The 18,238-nt window shown below is 71.3% G+C and carries 14 protein-coding genes and 2 pseudogenes; 6 read left to right on the forward strand and 10 right to left on the reverse strand.

Going from position 1 to position 18,238, the window contains the following annotated elements; genetic code table 11:
* The 5 genes and pseudogenes from VFZ39_RS12025 to gatC all read right to left on the reverse strand — a co-directional run.
* Nucleotides 1-689: pseudogene (locus VFZ39_RS12025) on the reverse strand (hypothetical protein); the annotation flags it as partial.
* A complete protein-coding gene (locus VFZ39_RS12030; protein WP_330866000.1) occupies nt 686-1,792 on the reverse strand; it encodes a prenyltransferase/squalene oxidase repeat-containing protein in 1,107 nt (368 codons plus the stop codon). The pseudogene VFZ39_RS12025 and the gene VFZ39_RS12030, both read right to left, overlap by 4 nt.
* A 300-nt stretch (nt 1,793-2,092) precedes the next feature.
* Nucleotides 2,093-3,586 carry an Asp-tRNA(Asn)/Glu-tRNA(Gln) amidotransferase subunit GatB gene (gene gatB / locus VFZ39_RS12035; RefSeq protein ID WP_330866001.1) on the reverse strand — a complete coding sequence of 498 codons (1,494 nt, stop codon included), beginning with the start codon at nt 3,584-3,586 and terminating at the stop codon, nt 2,093-2,095.
* Nucleotides 3,583-5,133, reverse strand: coding sequence for an Asp-tRNA(Asn)/Glu-tRNA(Gln) amidotransferase subunit GatA (gene gatA, locus VFZ39_RS12040; protein WP_330866016.1), 1,551 nt, complete (start codon nt 5,131-5,133; stop codon nt 3,583-3,585). The genes gatB and gatA overlap by 4 nt, the downstream gene beginning before the upstream one ends.
* A 5-nt stretch (nt 5,134-5,138) precedes the next feature.
* Complete coding sequence (gene gatC / locus VFZ39_RS12045) at nt 5,139-5,462, reverse strand: Asp-tRNA(Asn)/Glu-tRNA(Gln) amidotransferase subunit GatC (RefSeq protein WP_330866002.1); 324 nt, start codon at nt 5,460-5,462, stop codon at nt 5,139-5,141.
* 66 nt (nt 5,463-5,528) lie between these two features.
* Here gatC and VFZ39_RS12050 point away from each other — a divergent pair, with 66 nt between their 5' ends.
* The 3 genes from VFZ39_RS12050 to VFZ39_RS12060 all read left to right on the forward strand — a co-directional run bounded on the left by VFZ39_RS12050 (nt 5,529) and on the right by VFZ39_RS12060 (nt 9,243).
* Nucleotides 5,529-7,532 carry an acyltransferase family protein gene (locus VFZ39_RS12050; protein ID WP_330866003.1) on the forward strand — a complete coding sequence of 668 codons (2,004 nt, stop codon included), beginning with the start codon at nt 5,529-5,531 and terminating at the stop codon, nt 7,530-7,532.
* Between the two features lie 77 nt (nt 7,533-7,609).
* Nucleotides 7,610-8,128 (forward strand): SigE family RNA polymerase sigma factor, encoded by a 519-nt coding sequence (locus tag VFZ39_RS12055; RefSeq protein WP_330866004.1) that lies wholly within the window; start codon nt 7,610-7,612, stop codon nt 8,126-8,128.
* A complete protein-coding gene (locus VFZ39_RS12060; protein WP_330866005.1) occupies nt 8,125-9,243 on the forward strand; it encodes a hypothetical protein in 1,119 nt (372 codons plus the stop codon). The genes VFZ39_RS12055 and VFZ39_RS12060 overlap by 4 nt, the downstream gene beginning before the upstream one ends.
* A 3-nt stretch (nt 9,244-9,246) precedes the next feature.
* Here VFZ39_RS12060 and ligA read toward each other — a convergent pair whose 3' ends face one another.
* Nucleotides 9,247-11,358: an NAD-dependent DNA ligase LigA gene (ligA, locus tag VFZ39_RS12065; protein WP_330866006.1), complete on the reverse strand. Its 2,112-nt coding sequence runs from the start codon at nt 11,356-11,358 to the stop codon at nt 9,247-9,249.
* Between the two features lie 89 nt (nt 11,359-11,447).
* Between ligA and VFZ39_RS12070 the strand changes: the two genes are divergently transcribed.
* The 3 genes from VFZ39_RS12070 (at nt 11,448) to VFZ39_RS12080 (ending at nt 14,420) form a co-directional block, all read left to right on the forward strand.
* Nucleotides 11,448-12,083 carry an alpha/beta hydrolase gene (locus tag VFZ39_RS12070; protein ID WP_330866008.1) on the forward strand — a complete coding sequence of 212 codons (636 nt, stop codon included), beginning with the start codon at nt 11,448-11,450 and terminating at the stop codon, nt 12,081-12,083.
* Between the two features lie 88 nt (nt 12,084-12,171).
* Nucleotides 12,172-12,777, forward strand: coding sequence for a TetR/AcrR family transcriptional regulator (locus tag VFZ39_RS12075; protein ID WP_330866010.1), 606 nt, complete (start codon nt 12,172-12,174; stop codon nt 12,775-12,777).
* The gene (locus VFZ39_RS12080; RefSeq protein ID WP_330866011.1) at nt 12,774-14,420 is read left to right on the forward strand and encodes an MFS transporter; all 1,647 of its coding nucleotides are present in this window, start codon (nt 12,774-12,776) and stop codon (nt 14,418-14,420) included. Before VFZ39_RS12075 ends, VFZ39_RS12080 begins: the two co-directional genes overlap by 4 nt.
* An 11-nt stretch (nt 14,421-14,431) precedes the next feature.
* On the opposite strand, the gene VFZ39_RS12085 is transcribed toward VFZ39_RS12080, so the two are convergent.
* The 4 genes and pseudogenes from VFZ39_RS12085 to VFZ39_RS12100 all read right to left on the reverse strand — a co-directional run.
* Nucleotides 14,432-15,415 (reverse strand): methionine synthase, encoded by a 984-nt coding sequence (locus VFZ39_RS12085; RefSeq protein WP_330866012.1) that lies wholly within the window; start codon nt 15,413-15,415, stop codon nt 14,432-14,434.
* A gap of 127 nt (nt 15,416-15,542) precedes the next feature.
* On the reverse strand, nt 15,543-16,655 hold the full coding sequence (gene mnmA / locus VFZ39_RS12090; protein ID WP_330866013.1) for a tRNA 2-thiouridine(34) synthase MnmA: 1,113 nt from the start codon (nt 16,653-16,655) through the stop codon (nt 15,543-15,545).
* Between the two features lie 5 nt (nt 16,656-16,660).
* Nucleotides 16,661-17,851, reverse strand: coding sequence for a cysteine desulfurase family protein (locus tag VFZ39_RS12095; protein WP_330866014.1), 1,191 nt, complete (start codon nt 17,849-17,851; stop codon nt 16,661-16,663).
* Nucleotides 17,852-18,024: 173 nt separating this feature from the next.
* A pseudogene (locus tag VFZ39_RS12100) lies at nt 18,025-18,238 on the reverse strand (TfoX/Sxy family protein); the annotation flags it as partial.

An 18,238-nucleotide genomic window follows, 5' to 3' on the forward strand; every position in this document is an offset into this window, starting at 1 on the left:
CCGGCAGCACCTGGCGCGTCACCGGTCGGGGACCCGGTTGCCGCCGGCGCGCTGGACGGCGAACCGCCCGAGCTCTCGCCCGTCGGATCGCCGCTGGACCCGGTGCCGCCGCCATTGCCGCCGCCATTGCCGCCGCCATTGCCGCCGCCGCGCCCGCCGCCACCGACGCCGGTCCCGCCCGAGCCGCCTCCCGGATCGTCGGAACCGGACCCGTCGTGGTCGGGTGGCGGCACGGCCGGGTTGCGCCGGCTGTTGCTGCTCTGCCAGGCGAGTGCGACCGAACCCCCAGCGGGCACGCTCAGGTTGTCGACACCTGCGCTGGAGTAGACCCAGCTGCCGGAGGTCCCGTTGGACCAGAAGAGGCCCCAGTAGGCGTTGGTCGGGGGCATGTTCACGCAGCTCGAGCTGGCCGGCTCACCGTCGACCTTGCACACGGCGCCGGGAAAGCGTTGCACCCGCGTGAGGCTGTGACCCGCGTTGCCGAAGAGGGCGGCTGCCGTACCGCCGCTCCCACCGACGCAGGTCTGCGAGAGCGAGCCCGGCAGTCCGCCGGGGTCGACCACCACCGTGACGCCGCCCGCGTCGGTGCAGGCGGCCGCATCCGCGGGCGCGAGCGTCACGCCTGGCATCACCGTGATCGCGACCGCGAGGGCCGCAGCCGCGCGCACCTGCGCCAGCCGCGAGATCACCGCTGGCAGCCCTTGATGAAGCGGAGCGCCGGGGCTGCCTGCGCGGTTGCACGGCGCCACTGGTCACGCGTCGAGACTGTGATCCCATCAGACCTCGCCGCGCGCAGCGCCGCACGGTTGTAGGCGATGGCACCCTGTTGGCGGGCCAGCGGTGTTCCCCACACCTTGCCCTTGACTTGCAGCCGCAGGATCCACTCGGCGGCCTTGCGGGTCGCCCGGCACGAGCGCACCTCGCCGAGCGCCCACCCGGCGAGGCCGGTGCTGTTGGCGTTGGACGCCTCCGTCGACGGACCACCCCCGAAGGATCCGTTGTCCTTCTGGTTCCGGCGCAGCCAGCGAGCGGCGTCGGCGATCGCGGCCTTGACGACCTTGCCCTTCTTGGGGAGTGCGTCCAGCACGATCACAGCCAAGGCGGTGACATCCGTGTCGGGAACGCTGGTGGCGTCCGCGTCGCAGGACTGGTCAGCGGCCTCCTTGGCGCTGAAGGTCAGCCGGAACCAACCGCGCGCGCACTGCTGCTCGAGGAGGAACCGGCGCACGTCAGCGGCCCGGTCGGACCCGGCGTCGGCGAGGCCGACGGTCGCAAATGCCTGGCCGAGAGTGTTGGCGAAGTCAACGTTGTCCCCGGTGGTCTGGTCGGCGATCCGGCCGATGGTTGGTACCTCGGCGCTGGTCAGACCTTCGAGGGTGGCGACGAGATCCTTGCCGCCGAATCGCCGAGGGTTACGCCCGGCCGACTGGGCGACCAGCATTGCCTTCGCCACCGAACCGGCGGAGACGTCGTCCGGGAGGTCGAAGTCGACGCCGGTGATCATGCTGTCAATGTTGCGCGCCACACCTCGGGCGCTACGGCGGACGTCGCGCCGGTGCCCTCCGAGTATGTCGAGGGCATAGACCACGTCAGCCGTCAGGCCGTAGTCGATGAACTTGAACTGGCGGTTGTAGACCAGGCCGTCGGCGTTGAGCTGACGACCCAGCCACCAGCCGCTCGAATCGTGAGGCGCGGCGGTCGCCGGCGCGGCCAGGGAGGTAGCAAGCAGCGCGCCAGCGGCCAGGGCCGCAACGGGGCGCAGGTGTCGGCGCACATCAGGCAGGTGGGGCATGGGGGTCCTTTCCGCTGCACCAGCGGACAGCCCATGAAGAGCCACCCGCTGTTTTCCGCGACAGCGTGTGTTCAGGACGCGTCACCGTAGGTGCTCCGGCTCGCAGTCCCTGAGGACTGCCTACGGTTGCGGGTCAGCGCCGGACTTGGACCGGCTTCCCCCAGCGGTGGGCGTGGTTGATGGTGTGCCTTCGCACCCTACTCCACCGCCGATTCGGCGCGAGCTCACGTCCAGAACGCGCCGACTCGGCACAGATCGACGCCGGTCGGCACCCCGTGGTGCACATGTGGGCCGACTCGGTCAGGTCAGGCGCTCGAGGATCAGCTCGCGAACCCGGTTGGCGTCGGCCTGGCCGCGCATCTCCTTCATCACCGCTCCGATCAGCGCACCGGCCGCTGCGACCTTGCCGTCCCGGATCTTGTCCGCGACCGCCGGGTTGGCTGCGATCGCGTTGTCGACCGCGACGGCGAGGGCCCCCTCGTCGGAGACGATCTCGAGACCGCGAGCCGCGACGACCTCCTCGGGCGTCCCCTCACCGGCGAGCAACCCGTCGAAGACCTGGCGGGCCAGCTTGTCGTTGATGGTGCCGGCGTCGACCAGCGCCTGTACGGCGGCCACCTGCGCCGGCGTCACCCCGAGGTCGGACACCTCCACGCCGGAGTCGTTGGCGCGCCGGGCCAGCTCTCCCAGCCACCACTTGCGGGCCGCCTGTGGCGCAGCGCCGGCCGCGATCGTCTCCTCGACGAGGGTCAACGCGCCCGCACCCACGGTGTCGCGCATCTCCAGGTCGGAGAAACCCCACTCCGCCTGCAGCCGGGCCCGCCGCTTCTGGGGGTCCTCGGGGAGTCCGGCGCGCAGCTCCTCGACCCATTCCCTCGACGGCGCCACCGGCACCAGATCCGGCTCGGGGAAGTAGCGGTAGTCCTCCGCGTCGGACTTGTCGCGCCCGGACGTGGTGATCCCGGTGTCCTCGTGCCAGTGCCGGGTCTCCTGCCGGATCGTCCCTCCGGCGTCGAGGATCGCCGCGTGCCGCTGGATCTCGTAGCGGGCCGCCCGCTCCACCGACCGCAGCGAGTTCACGTTCTTGGTCTCGGTCCGCGTGCCGAGTGTCCCGGAGCCTGCCGGGGCCAGGGACAGGTTCACGTCGCAGCGCAGCGAGCCCTGCTCCATGCGTACGTCGGAGACGCCGAGCCCCAGCAACATCTCGCGCAGCTGCGCGACGTACGCGCGGGCGACGGCCGGCGCCTTCTCGCGGGTGCCCGTGATCGGCCTGGTCACGATCTCGATCAGCGGGATCCCGGCGCGGTTGTAGTCGACGAGCGAGTAGTCGGCGCCGTGGATCCGGCCGCTGGTCCCGATGTGGGTGGACTTGCCGGTGTCCTCCTCCATGTGGGCCCGCTCGATCTCGATCCGGTACGTCTCGCCGTCCACCACCACCTCGGTCCACCCGTCGAACGCGATCGGCTCGTCGTACTGGGAGGTCTGGAAGTTCTTCGGCATGTCCGGGTAGAAGTAGTTCTTCCGCGCGAACCGGCACCACTCGGCGATCTGGCAGTTCAGCGCCAAGCCGATCCGGATCGCCGACTCGACCGCCTTCGCGTTCACCACCGGCATCGCGCCCGGCAGTCCGAGGCACGTCGGGCACACCTGCGTGTTGGGCTCGGCGCCGAACTCGGTCGGGCAGCCGCAGAACATCTTGGACGCGGTGTTGAGCTCGACGTGGACCTCGAGGCCCATAGCGGGGTCGAACTTCTCCAGTGCCTCCTCGTAGGAGAGCAGTGTGTCCGTGCTCATGCGGTGGTCCCCTCCCGTCGGACGAGATCGTCGAGCGCGGTCGCCCGGTCGAGCAACGGACCGCCCCACTTCTCGAGCAGCAACGCCTCGAGCGCCGCGCCCACCCGGTAGACCCGGTCGTCGGCCATGACCGGCGCGAGGATCTGGACGCCGGTCGGCAGCCCGTCCTCGTCGGCGAGGCCGCTGGGGATCGAGATCCCCGGGACCCCGGACAGGTTGGCGGGGATGGTCGCGAGGTCGTTGAGATACATCGCCAGCGGGTCGTCGACCTTCTCGCCGATCTTGAAGGCGGTCGTCGGCGCAGTGGGTGAGACCAGCACGTCGGCCCGCGCAAAGGCGGCCTCGAAGTCTCGCGCGATCAAGGTTCGCACCTTCTGCGCCTGCCCGTAGTACGCGTCGTAGTAACCGCTGGAGAGGGCGTAGGTGCCGAGGATGATGCGCCGCTTCACCTCGTCACCGAAACCGGCGTCTCGCGTGGCCCGCATGACCTCCTCCGCGGACGGCCCCCCTGATCCCGGTGCGCTCTCGGGCACGACCCGCAGGCCGTACCGCATCGCATCGAACTTCGCGAGGTTGCTGGAGGCCTCGGCGGGCAGGATCAGGTAGTACGTCGCCAGGGCGTGCACGAAGCTCGGGCACGAGACCTCGACCACCTCGGCGCCGGCCTTCACCATCAGGTCGACCGACTCCTGGAAACGGGTCAGCACACCCCCCTGGTAGCCCTCACCGCCGAGCTCGGCCACGACGCCGATCCGCACGCCGGAGAGGTCGCCGTTCGAGCCCTGGCGCACCGCCTCGACCAGCGCCGGGAGGGGCTGGTCGATGCTCGTGGAGTCGAGCGGGTCGTGGCCGCCGATCACCTCGTGGAGCAGCGCCGCGTCGAGCACGGTGCGCGTCACCGGGCCTGCCTGGTCGAGCGAGTTGGCCAGCGCCACGAGGCCGTAGCGCGACACGCCGCCGTACGTCGGCTTCATGCCCACCGTTCCGGTGACGGCGCCCGGCTGCCGGATCGAGCCGCCGGTGTCGGTGCCGATCGCGAGGGGGGCCTCGTACGCCGCGACCGCGGCGGCCGAGCCGCCGCCGGACCCCCCGGGGATCCGGTCGAGGTCCCACGGGTTGCGGGTGGTGCCGTACGCCGAGTGCTCGGTCGAGGAGCCCATGGCGAACTCGTCCATGTTCGTCTTGCCCAGGATCGGCAGGCCCGCCTCGCGGAGCCGGCGCACCACCGTGGCGTCGTACGGAGGGACCCAGCCCTCCAGGATCTTCGAGCCGCACGTGGTGGGTAGGCCGCGCGTGGTCAGCACGTCCTTGACCGCGATCGGGACGCCATCGAGCGGCGACAGCGGCGTACCGGCCCTCCGGCGGGCGTCGGAGGCGGCAGCCTGCTCGAGAGCACCCTCGGCATCGACGTGCAGGAACGCGTGGACGTCGCCGTCGACCCGGTCGATGACGGCCAGGTGCGCGCGGACCAGCTCCTCTGACGTGGTGTCGCCTGCCGCCAGGTCCGCCGCGAGCTCAGAGGCCGGACGGCGCGTGTTGCGATTGATGGCCGTCACTGCTCGTCCCCCAGGATCCGTGGGACCGCGAACCGCTGCTCCTCGGCCTCCGGCGCGCCGCTCAGCGCCTCCTCGACGGTCAGCCCAGGGACAACGACGTCCTCGCGGAACACGTTCGTCAGCGGCGCCGGGTGGGAGGTCGGCGGGACGTCGTCGCCGGCGACGCCCTGGATCGAGGCGATCGACTCGAGGATCACGCTCAGCTGCGGCGCGAGGTGGTCGAGCTCGTCGTCGGACAGGTCGATCCGGGCCAGGTCGGCCAGGTGGGCCACCTGCTCGCGCGTGATCGACGCACCGGACTGGGGTGAGGTCTCGGGCATGGCCGCCATCCTAGGAGGCCGCCCGTGGATGCCGGCCCGCGCCCGTCGGCCACCTATTCTCACGGGGTGTCCTGGTCCTACCGCCCTGCCCTCGACGGGCTCCGGACGGTGGCGGTGTATGCCGTGCTGCTCTTCCACACCGGCCACCCGTGGGCCTCCGGCGGCTTCGTCGGAGTGGACCTCTTCTTCGTGCTTTCGGGCTTCCTGGTGACCAGCGTGCTGCTGTCGGAGATCGACAAGACCGGCACGCTCAATGTGGGCATGTTCTACACCCGTCGCGTCAGGCGGCTGCTGCCAGCGGCTGTGGTCGCGATCGTCGCGACCTGCGCCGTGTTCGTCCTCATCATCCCGGTCACGGACCGGGTCGAGATCGTGGACGACGCCCAGAGCGCGCTTCTCTGGTTCGCCAACTGGCACTTCCTGAGCGAGTCGGGCGACTACTTCGCCACCGATGTCGACCGCAGTCCGTTCCTGCACTTCTGGTCGCTGTCGATCGAGGAGCAGTTCTACCTCGTGTTCCCGGTGGTGCTCGTGCTCACGATCAAGGCCGGGCGCCGCTGGGCGGTCAAGGTGCTCGCCCTGCTGCTGCTCGCGTCGGTGGCGTCGCAGCTCTACTGGTCGCAGGCCGACCCGACCCACGCCTACTACGGAACCGACGCCCGGATCTACCAGCCGCTGGCCGGCGCGGTCCTCGCGCTCGTGGTGCACCGGTTGCCCCTGGGCGGTGGCCGGCGGTGGGCGACCGCAGCGGCTGTCGGACTGGTCGGGTTCCTCGCGCTGAGCAGCGGCCTGATCGACATCACGCCGACCTGGCGTGGTCTCGCGGCCACTGCGACGGCGGTCGCCGTGATCGCGGCGGTGTCCGTCGCCGAGCGGGGCCGGATCGCGCGCGTCCTGTCACAACCGGTGCTGGTCTTCCTCGGCAAGATCTCCTACGGCACCTACCTCTGGCACTGGCCGGTCATCCTCGCCCTGAAGGAGATGCTCGCCACCAGCCCACGCGTGATCGCGGTGCTGACCGTCGCGCTGAGCACCGGCCTGGCGGCCCTCTCCTACGAGGTGCTGGAGAAGCCGATCCGCACCGCGGCCGTCCTCGACCGGCTCCGTTGGGCACCGGCCGTCGCAGGAGTCGCCGTGAGCGCCGTGGTCGCCATGACCGTCGTGCCCGGGCTGCTCAACCTGGAGCGGAAGCCGGTGCTGGTCGCGGGTGACGAGCGTCCGCAGGAGGTGGTGACCCAGCAACCGCTCCGGGTCCCGGATGACGTCGACTGGGAGGCGGTCGTGGCCGACCACGGCGAGACCGGCTGGTGTGCCGCTGACAAGCCCGAGAACTGCATCGTGCACGAAGGCTCCGGACCGCACGTACTGCTGGTCGGCGACAGCCAGGCACAGTCGTTGGTGCCGATGTTCGAGAAGATCGCCGAGGAGCGAGATCTCACGCTGTCGCTCAACGTCGTCCCCGGCTGCATGTGGCAGGAGGAGCTCTACAACACCAAGCTCTCCGAGGAGAGCCAGCAGGACTGCGACGCGGCCAGGGTCGGGTGGTACGACGAGGCGCTGCCCGCCCTCGACCCCGACGTCGTCGTGCTCATGCAGCGACCGCGGGACGACGAGAAGGAGTGGGGCAGCTCAGTGCGACGCCGTGACGGCGTCGAGCAGCGGCTCGACCGGATGACGCTCAAGGCGTCCGAGGAGACGTTGCGCAAGCTCGAGCAGCTGGTCCCCCGCATCTTGATCGTCAACCGGATCGTGATGCCGGAGACGTTCGACCCCGCCGACTGCCTCACCACCCAGGCCGACCCGGGTCGGTGCGCGGTCCCGGTCCCGGTCGGAGGGACCAAGAGCGACGGATTCGCACAGGCCGAGGCGGCGCGCTCGCCCAAGGTCGAGGTCCTCGACCTGAATCCCGCGTTCTGTCCCGACGCGCCGGTCTGCCTGCCGGTGGTCGACGATCTCGTCGTCTGGCGCGACGACCACCACGTCACCGCGACCTACGCCACCAGCCGTCGCGACGCGGTCTGGAAGATCCTGGCGGAGACTGCGCGGATCGAGTCCGGTGAGGGGGCCTAGCCAGCGACCGGACCCAATTGGATCGGTGTCCATCGGCGTCTTCACGTTCACCAACCCGACGGACCCCTGGAGGCCCGATGCCCCGCCCGCCGACTGATGCGGAGTTCACCGAGCTCGTGCACGGTTGCTGGTCGTCGCTCTACCGCACGGCGTACCTGCTGGTGGGTGACCACGGGCTCGCCGAGGATCTGGTGCAGACCTCCCTGGCGAGGACGTACGCCTCGTGGTCGAAGGTCCGTGAGGTCGGCGCGGCTCCGGCCTACGCCCGCACCACCTTGGTGAACGCGGCCGCGAGCCAGTTCCGCAAGAAGTCCTGGCGACGTGAGCTGCCGACCGAGACCCTGGTCGAGCCGGCGGCCGAGGCGGCGGACCCGTCCCTGAGACCGACGCTGGTGGCGGCGCTCAGCCACCTGGCACCGAGACAACGCGCGGTCATCGTCCTGCGCTTCTACGAGGACCAGTCGGTCGCGGAGACGGCCCGGATCCTCGGCTGCTCCGAAGGCACGGTGAAGTCGCAGACCTCTGACGCACTCGGGGTGCTTCGTACTCACTTGGGGGACTCCGTCGTCCCCTCGACCCTTGGGAGGTCCTCATGACCGAGCGACTCAGCCAGCTCCTCCACGAGGAGGTCGCCGAGCTGCACCCCGTCCCGGCTGTCCCTTCCCGCGTGCTCGCGGAGGGTCGCCGGCTGCGACGCAGGCGCCGGCTCTCCACCGGCGTGGCGGTCGCCGCGGCCGTCGCGGTGGTCGGGGCCGCGGGTGGGTACGCCATCAGCCAGAGCAACGGCGCCGGACCTGATCTCACCAATGCCGGAGGCGACGCCCCGGTCGTGTTCGGCGTCGGCTCGAAGGTCTACGTCGACGACGCGGTGGCGACCGTTCCCGACACGATCCACTCGTTCCACTACACCTCGGAGGGTGTGCTGGTCCGCAGCAACCCGAACGACGGCGCATCCGACGGGTCCGGGCCGGAGACGCTGACCCTGGTGCGGAACGACGGCACCACCGTCGCCCTCGGCACGATCCCCGAGGGCGTCGGTCCGGCCACCGATTCGGCCGAGTCGGTGTACGTGCTTGCGGAGGCCCGGGGCGAGGACTTCGTCGCCGTCGTCCGCGACGTCGAGACCGGCGAGACCGTGGAAGAGGTCCCGTTGCCGGACCTGCGGCCGAGCTACTGGGAGGTGCCGCCGCTGAGCCTGGACGGCAGCACGCTCTACGTCGGCTACCGCTCGTCCACCGTGGCGATCGACCTCGCCACCGGCGAGCAACACACGGTCGACGGGATCGGCGGCCTACCGATTGTCGCCGGCGGACGCCTCGGCACGACGAATCGGGAGGGTGACTTCTTCGTGGTCGACACCACCACGGGCGAGGAGGTCCTGCTGGTGGACTCGCCGGACGGTGACTACTCGTGGGGCACGTTGTCGCCCGACGGACGGTTCCTGAAGATGAACGCGAGCGAGATGGCGATGGAACAGGGAGGCGAGTCCGGCACCTTCGCGGTCTACGACGTCGCCGCCGGCAGCAAGGTCGAGATCGAGGGCGACGGCTACGGCTGGGGCTGGACGGCCAGCGGCGAGCTGTTCCGAGTCGCCGGCGACACGGTGACCACCTGCGACGCCGGGACCGGACAGTGCCGCGAGTCGCCCGCGCCGACCAAGGTGGGCAAGAACGCCCATCTCCGGCTGGGCGGCCTCAGCTACGAGAGCTGACGCTCACAACCCCGCGGGGCCGGCTTCGAGCAGCTGCTTGAAGCCGGCCTCGTCGAGGACCGGGACGCCGAGCTGCTCGGCCTTGTCGGCCTTGGTGCCGGCGTTCTCCCCGACCACGACGTAGTCGGTCTTCTTCGAGACCGAGCTGGCGGACTTCCCGCCCCGGGCCAGGATCGCCTCCTTGGCCGAGTCGCGACTGAAGTCGTCGAGGGAGCCGGTGACGACGACGGTCAGGCCTTCGAGCGTCCGGCTGACCGTCTCGTCGCGCTGGTCGGCCATCGTCACGCCGGCCCGCTCCCACTTCTCGACGATGGCGACGTGCCAGTCGGACTCCGGACCGTCGAACCACTCGCGCACCGCGGCGGCGATCGTGGGCCCCACGCCCTCGGCGTCGGCCAGCGTCGTCTCGTCGGCCTCGCGGATCGCCGCCAGGGAACCGAACTCGGTGGCCAGGGCCCGCGCGGCGGTCGGCCCGACGTGCCGGATCGACAGCGCCACGATCACCCGCCACAACGGCACGTCCTTGGCGTGGTCGAGGTTGGCCAGCAACCGCTCCCCGTTCGCCGACAGCACGCGGCCGTCGACGGCGCGGTCGGTCTCGGTCTTCTTCGCGGCCCGGGTGAACAGTTCGGTGCGCAGCAGCTTGGCCTCGTCGAGGTCGAACACGTCACCCTCGTCCTCGATCACGCCTGCGTCGAGCAGCGCCAGTGCAGCCTCGCTCCCCAGCCCCTCGATGTCGAAGGCGCCGCGCCCGGCGACGTGGAAGACCCGGTCGAGCAGCTGAGCGGGGCACTTGCGGTGGTTGGGGCAGCGCAGGTCCTTGTCACCCTCCTTCTGCTGCACCAGCGGCGTGCCGCACGAGGGACACTCGGTCGGCATCACCCACTCGGCCAGTCCCTCCGGCCGCAGCCCCATCACCGGTCCTACGATCTCCGGGATCACGTCCCCCGCCTTCCGCAGGATCACCGTGTCGCCCGGACGGACGTCCTTCCGCTTGACCTCATGGGCGTTGTGGAGGGTGGCGCGTTCGACGGTGGACCCGGCCACCCGGGTCGGCTCCATCACCCCGAACGGGGTGACGCGACCGGTGCGGCCGGTGTTCACGTGGATCGCCAGCAGCTTGGCGTTGACCTCCTCGGGCGGGTACTTGAACGCGATCGCCCATCGCGGCGCCCGGCTGGTCGATCCGAGCCGGCGCTGGAGCGACACGTCGTCGACCTTGATCACGACGCCGTCGATCTCGTAGGGAACGATCGAGTGTCGGTGCTCGCCGGCGTTCTCGATGTAGGCCTTGACCGCCTCGAGTGTCGGCAGCACCTTCACCTGCTCGGACGTCGGCAATCCCCAGGCGGCGAGCGCGTCGTACGCGTGCGACTGGGCCTTCGGCTCGAACCCCTCGCGCGCGCCGATGCCGTGGCAGACCATGCCCAGCGCACGCGTGGCGGTGACCCGTGGGTCCTTCTGGCGCAGCGAGCCGGCCGCCGCGTTGCGCGGGTTGGCGAAGACCGGCTTGCCGGCGTCGGTCATCTGCTCGTTGAGCCGCTCGAACGCCTCGCGCGGGAGGAACACCTCGCCTCGCACCTCCAGCAGACCTGGCACCGGGTAGGCGTCGTTCGCGACGAGCCGGTGGGGGACGTTGTCGATCGTCTTCACGTTGGGGGTGACGTCCTCGCCGGTCCGGCCGTCGCCCCGGGTGAGGGCTCGGACCAGCCTGCCGCCCTCGTAGAGCAGGTTGATCGCGAGGCCGTCGACCTTCAGCTCGCACAGCAGGTCGGGCGACTCGACCCCGTCACGAGCCAGCCGCGCGTGCCAGGACTCCAGCTCGTCGTACGAGAAGGCGTTGTCGAGGCTCTCCATGCGCTGCCGGTGGTCGACCGCGGTGAACTCCGTCGACACCGCACCGCCGACCTTCTGCGTGGGCGAGTCGGGCGTGCGCAGCTCGGGGTAGGCCTCCTCGAGCTCCTGGAGACGACGCAGCCGCACGTCGTAGTCGGCGTCGGAGAGCGTGGGGTCGTCGAGCACGAAGTAGCGCCAGCGAGCCTCCTCGATCTGCTCGGACAGCTCCTGGTGCTCGTCGCGCGCCGCCGCCGGCGCGGCCTCGGGAACGGTGCTCATGCGCCACATCCTGCCGCACCGATCTGACAGGCTGGCCAGTCCGAACGCTCATCCGCTCATCACCCGAGCATCACGCTGTGGAGGCATCCGTGGGCGCACCAGCCGACGTGACCGGCCCGTCCCTGCGGCAGTACGGCGAGCCGGTACACGCGACCGGCGCGGTGCTGATGCTGCACGGCGGCAAGGAGCACGGCCACGAGACGGTGGACGGGCGCAGCGCCTCCTGGCGCCGGTCGGCCGCGATGGCCCGGGCGATCGCGCCCGACCTGCAGGCGGCAGGAGTGGCGGTGTGGCTGCTGCGCTACCGGCGCCGCGGGTGGAACGGTGGCGCGGGTCCGGTGGGCGACGCCCGCTGGGCGCTGGAGCAGGTCCGGGACCGGCTGAGGTCGGTGCCGGTCGTCCTCGTAGGCCACTCGATGGGGGCGCGCATCGCCGTCCGGGTCGCCGACGACGCGCAGGTGCGTGGCGTCGTGGCGCTCGCCCCGTGGTTCCCGCCCGGTGAGTCGGTCGCCCCGCTCGCCGGGAAGGCGCTGGTGGCCGCCCACGGCAGTCGCGACCGGATCACGTCTGCTGGCGCGACACGGGCGTATGTCGAGCGAGCACGCGCGGCCGGGATCGACGCGTCGTACGTCGACATGGGACCGGTCGGGCACTACCTGCTGCGTGGTGTCCGCGGGTGGAACGATCTGGCGCTGACAGGCTCGCGTCGGCTGCTCGGGAATTAAGTCCTCGGCCCCGGGGTTGCGGAACGAAACCGTTTCGTTTTATCGTCTCGGTACGAAACGGTTTCGTTCTATCTGCTGAGGAGTGCGCATGGTCCCCGAGTCCGCCACCATCCGGCCCCGTGTCGAGGGTGACCGGGAACGCGAGATCCTCGAAGCCACTCTGACCGTGCTCGCCGAGACCGGCTACGACCGGCTCACCATGGACGCCGTGGCCGCCGAGGCCAAGGCGTCCAAGGCCACGCTCTACCGTCGGTGGAGCTCCAAGCCCCAGCTGGTGGTGGACGCCGTCTGCTCCCACAAGGAGCACCCGCCGACGCCCGACACCGGCACGCTGCGAGGCGACCTGCTCGCGGCGTACTGCGGGCTGGGCGGCCTGGGCGACGCCCGGTCGATGGCGGTCCTCGCGGCCGTCGTCACGGCGATGGCGCGCGACGCGGAGTTCGCCGAGATCTACCGGCGTGACTTCATCGGACCCAAGCAGAGCACCATGCGCAGCGTTCTCGAACGGGCCCGGGCCCGCGGCGAGATCAGTGACGAGGTCGACATCGACCTCGTCGCCCCCGCCCTCCCGGGCATCGTCCTGCACCGCGTCTTCCTCCTGGGGGACGAGGCCACTCCCGAGCTGGTGGCGAGGGTGATCGACCAGATCATCCTGCCGGCGTGCTCCCGACCCCGAACTTCTGAGGACTCATGACCGACACGACCATTCCCGAGCCGGAGGTCACTCCGGCCCAGCACCGCCGCCTCACCTGGGCGCTGATGCTGATCTCGATCGCGCAGCTGATGGTGGTGCTCGACAGCACCATCGCCAACATCGCGCTCCCCTACATCGGCACCGACCTCGACATCGACCAGGCCAACCTCTCCTGGATCGTCACCGGCTACGCACTGACGTTCGGCGGGTTCCTCCTGCTCGGCGGCCGGTTGGCCGACCTGTACGGCCGCCGCCGCGTCTTCATGATCGGCGTCCTTCTCTTCGCGGCCGCGTCGCTGGTCGGCGGCGTCGCGCAGAGCGAGCTGGTGCTGCTGGGCGCCCGAGGCTTCCAGGGATTCGGCGCAGCGCTCGCCTCGCCCGCGGCCCTGGCGCTCATCACCACCACGTTCCCCGCCGGCCGCGAGCGCAACCGGGCCTTCGCGGTGTACGCCGCGATGGCGGGTGTCGGCGCCGCCGTGGGCCTGATCCTGGGCGGCTGGCTGACCGGGCTCGACGACCCGCTCGGCATCGCCGGCTGGCGCTACACGTTCCTGATCGTGGTCCCGATCGGCCTGGCCGCCGCGCTCCTCGCACCCCGGGTGCTGCCCGAGTCCGACCGGCACGACGGGGTGCTCGACGTACCCGGTGCGATCACCGGCACCGCCGGGTTGCTCGCCATCGTGTACGGCCTCACCCGCGCCGGGGACGAGCGCTACGGCTGGGGCGACCAGTGGACGCTTCTCAGCCTGATCGGCGGTGTCGCTCTCCTCGGCATCTTCCTGCTGATCGAGAGCCGCGCCGACCACCCGCTGCTGCCGTTCCGGATCCTGCGCAGCCGCAACCGGGCCGTGGCCTTCGCGGTGATGATGATCGCCCCGGCCGCGATGTTCGCCATGTTCTTCTTCCTGAGCCTGCTGGTGCAGCTCGTGGTGGGCTACTCACCGCTGAAGACCGGCGTCGCGTTCCTGCCCTTCTCGGTCGCGATGATCATCTCGGCGACCGCGGCCTCGAAGCTCATCAGTCGGGTCGACCCGCGGTTCCTCTCCGGGATCGGCACCCTGCTGTCGGCCGCCGCGCTCTACGGCTTCCACCGGATCACCGTGCCGCAGGACGGCGACTCGATTCTGGCGACCCTGCCCGCGAGCATGGGCGGCCAGGGCCTGGCCCTGGGCCACGACGTCAACTACTGGACGGAGATCCTGCCGTTCGTGATCCTGATGGCGTTCGGCATGGGCCTGAACTTCGTGCCGCTGACCCTGGTCGCGCTGCACCACCTGCGCCGTGAGGACTCGGGCATCGGCTCGGGCGTGCTCAACACCATGCAGCAGGTGGGCGGTGCCCTCGGGCTCGCGACCCTCAGCACGGTCGCGCTGCACTTCGCCCAGGGCAGGGCGGACGAGATCGCGCCGGGTATCGCACAGTCGGCGCGCGAGACAGGGCTCGAGCAGGCGATGCCGCGAGGGGAGCTCAACGGGCTGGTGGGTCAGCTCACCGAGCTGGGGTCGTTCGCCGAAGGAGCCACGATGGCCTTCCTCGTCGGCAGCCTGATGATGCTGGTCGCCTCCGCGCTGGTGTGGCTGTTCCTCGACGTCAAGCACGAGGAGCTGGCCACCGACCTCCCGGAGAGTGTCCCGGTGGGCTGACGCAGCTCGGCTCAACCCAGTCGGCGGCTCGTGGCGCGCGCGATCTCCAGCGCCCGGCGGGCCGTCGCTGCGTCTGTGCCGGCGAGCCCGCAGGCCGGGCTGACGACGAGCCCGTCGCTGGGCTCGAGGCCGACCAGGTCCAGCCACCGCTCGACCCGCTGGACCACCGACGCCTCGTCGGCCTCACCCTGCGTCGGGACGACGCCGAGCACCACGCGCTCCCCTGCCTCGAGAGCCACGGCGAGCTGGTCGTGACCGGCCGCGTCGACCCGGTCCAGGTCGACCGCCAGACCGACCGCGCCAGCGCCGCGGAGCAGCTCCAGGGGGGCACCGGCAGCGCAGGAGTGGACCCACGGCTCGGCTCCGGCCTCCCGGATCGCATCGAGCACCCAGCCGAGCGTGGCACTGGCCTCCGGCGGTTCGACCGCGCGGTGACGGTGGAAGCCGGACGCGGTCGGCACGGAGCCGGCGATCACAGCGGCCAGTGCCGGCTCGTCGACCTGCACCACCCACCGCTCGACGCCGGGCAGCCTGCGGCGGAGGTCGGCGACGTGGCGGCGTACACCCTCGGCGAGGGCCTGCGCGAGGTCACGGCGCGCGCCGCGGTCGGCAAGCGCCCGGTCGCCCCGGGGCCGCTCGACCGTCGCGGCGAGCGTCCACGGGCCGCAGACCTGGGTCTTGAAGGCCCCCTGGTAGCCCTGGGTCTGCTCCTCGACCTGGTCGAGGTCCTGGGCCAGCCGACTACGTGCTCGCCGCTGGTCCATCCCCTCCGCGTCGGTCAGCCGCCAACCGGCCGGCTGCAGGTCGAAGGCGAGGTCGGTCGCGAGCGCGACCGCCCGACCGGTCATGGTCGCGTCCGGTCCGCGGCCGGGGACCTCCGGCACGTACGGGAGACCCTCCGGTCCGGGCAGCTCACCCAGCACGACCCTGACCGCTTCGGCGTACGCCGCGTTGTCGTCCCCCGGGTGGGAGCCGATGCCGGTGGCGGTCGTCATCGGCCACCTCCGCGGGAACCTGCTGGGCGAGTCTGGCACCTGGCCCGGGAAGTTTCGCCCGCGAAGTGCCAGGTTCCCCGCCTGAGCGGGGAATCCTGCAGCCGCCGCACCCGCATGCCCATGCCGGTCATGCAGGCGCGGCCGCGCGCGACGTGGCGCTGATCGTGGCCGAGCCGACGACCCGGGTGCCGTCGTAGATCACGGCTGCCTGGCCGGGGGCGATGCCGTACGCGGGGTCGAGGAGCTCGATCCGGACCTCGTCACCGACGATCTCGACCACCGCCCGATGCTCGTCTCCGTGCGCGCGGAGCTGCACCGTGACACCCGCGCCCGACAACCGGGTCGGCACCGTGCCGCACCAGCGGGGCCGGACACCGGTGACCCGGTCGACAGCGAGCTCGGACCGCGGCCCGACCGTCACCGTCCCCGAGACGGGCTCGATGTCGAGCACGAACCGCGGCTTGCCGTCGGGCGCCGGTCGCCCGATCCGCAGCCCGCGACGCTGCCCGATCGTGAACGCGTAGGTGCCCGCGTGCTGGCCGAGCACCTCGCCGGAGCCGGAGTCGACGATGTCGCCGCCCCGGTTGGGCGCCCGGTCCCCCAGCTTCTCCGCGAGCCAGCCGGCGTTGTCGCCGTCGGCGACGAAGCAGATGTCGTGACTGTCGGGCTTGTCCGCCACCAGCAGCCCACGCGCGGCGGCCTCCTGCCGCACTGCCGGCTTGGTCGAGTCGCCGAGCGGGAACGACGAATGACGCAGCTGCTCCTGGTCGAGCACGCCGAGCACGTAGGACTGGTCCTTGGCGTGGTCGACCGCCCGGTGCATCTCGATCAGCCCGTCGGCACCGGTGCGCAGCTGTGCGTAGTGGCCGGTGGCGACGGCGTCGAACCCCAGTCCGAGGGCCCGGTCGAGCACGGCGGCGAACTTGATCTTCTCGTTGCACCTCAAGCAGGGGTTCGGAGTGCGGCCGGCGGCGTACTCGTCCATGAAGTCCTCGACCACGTCCTCGTGGAACCGGTCCGAGAGGTCCCAGACGTAGAACGGGATCCCGATCACGTCCGCGGCCCGGCGGGCGTCGTTGCTGTCCTCGATCGTGCAGCAGCCGCGGGCACCGGAGCGGTACGACGCCGGGTTGCGCGACAGCGCCAGGTGGATGCCGGTCACGTCATGACCGGCCTCGACGGCACGGGCAGCGGCGACGGCGGAGTCGACGCCGCCGGACATGGCAGCGACGACCTTCATGGGCTTCACCGCCGTGCTGCCCTGGCCCGTTCGACGACGGGCACGATCGCCTCGACCACGGCGTCGACGTCGGCCGCGGTGGAGGTGTGGCCGAAGGAGAAGCGGAGCGAGTGGCGGGCCTGCTCCGCGTCGCATCCCATCGCGAGCAGCACGTGTGAGGGCTGCGGGACGCCGGCGGAGCAGGCTGACCCGGTCGAGCACTCGATGCCACGCGCGTCGAGCAGCATCAGCAGGGAGTCACCCTCACAGCCGGGGAAGCCGATGTGAGCGTTGCCGGGCAGCCGGTCGGTCGCGGCCCGGTCGAGCTGAGGACCGTGCACGTGCGATCCGGGCACCACCTCGAGGATGCGCCGGACCAGGTCGTCACGGAGCGCCTGCATCCGCTCGGCGTGCTCCGGCTGCGCCTTCACAGCGGCCTCCACGGCCGCGGCGAAACCAGCGATGCCGGGAGTGTCGAGCGTGCCGCTGCGGACGTCGCGCTCCTGCCCGCCGCCGTGGCCGAGCGGCGTCACGTCGAGCTCGCGCCGGACGACCAGCGCCCCCACGCCGTACGGGCCGCCGAGCTTGTGGCCGGTCAGGGTCAGGGCGTCGACGCCCGACGCCGCGAAGTCGACCGGCACCGCGCCGACCGCCTGCACCGCATCCGTGTGGACCGGGATCTCGTACGCCGCCGCGAGCTCGACCACCTCGGTGACCGGCTGCAGCGTCCCGACCTCGTTGTTGGCCCACATGACCGAGATCAGCGCCACCGAGCCGGGGTCGCGCTCGATGCTCTCGCGCAGTGCGTCGACCCGCAGCCGGCCGCGCTCGTCGACGGGCAGCAGCTCGACCTCGGCGGCCTCGTGCTCGGCGAGCCAGGCCAGCGGGTCGAGGACGGCGTGGTGCTCGACCGCCGTGGAGAGGATCCGGCGGCGACGCGGATCGGCGTCGTGACGCGACCAGTAGATCCCCTTCAGCGCCAGGTTGTCGGCCTCGGTGCCGCCGGAGGTGAACACCACCTCGCCAGGTCGGCAGCCGATCGCGCGGGCGATGGTCTCGCGCGACTCCTCCACCACCCGCCGGGCGCGACGCCCGCTGGCGTGCAGCGAGCTCGCGTTGCCCACTCCCTGCAGGTGTGCAGTCATCACCTCCACGGCCACGGGCAGCATCGGCGTGGTGGCAGCGTGGTCGAGGTAGACGGTCCCCGGCTCGGTCATGACCTGCCAAGCCTACGGCGCCGCCGGGAGCACCGGCGAACCGGCGATCCGAAGGGTGGCGCTGGAGTCGGCCCGAGGTTGCGCGTCACGGCGCCGTCAGTGCACTTCACCCCTGTTGCAGCGGGTGAGAAGCGCGTCTGCGGCACCGTTACCCGCCGCCGACCCTCCGTGGGCTACTTCGGTGACAGCGAGGTGACGTACCCGACGCCGACGTCGACCCAACGCTGCAGGTCCGCCTCGTCGGCCACGGCGGAGCCGTCGACACGGAGCCAGCCCTTCATGCCACGTCCGCGCATCTCGAACTCGGTGGCACCCGGCTCTGCGAGCAGCGCCGCGGTCATGGCCGGGTCGCACCGCACCATGAGCCCGCCCTGCCCGCTGGCCGCG

The sequence above is a fragment of the Nocardioides sp. genome, from assembly GCF_036374615.1.
Lineage (GTDB): Bacteria > Actinomycetota > Actinomycetes > Propionibacteriales > Nocardioidaceae > Nocardioides.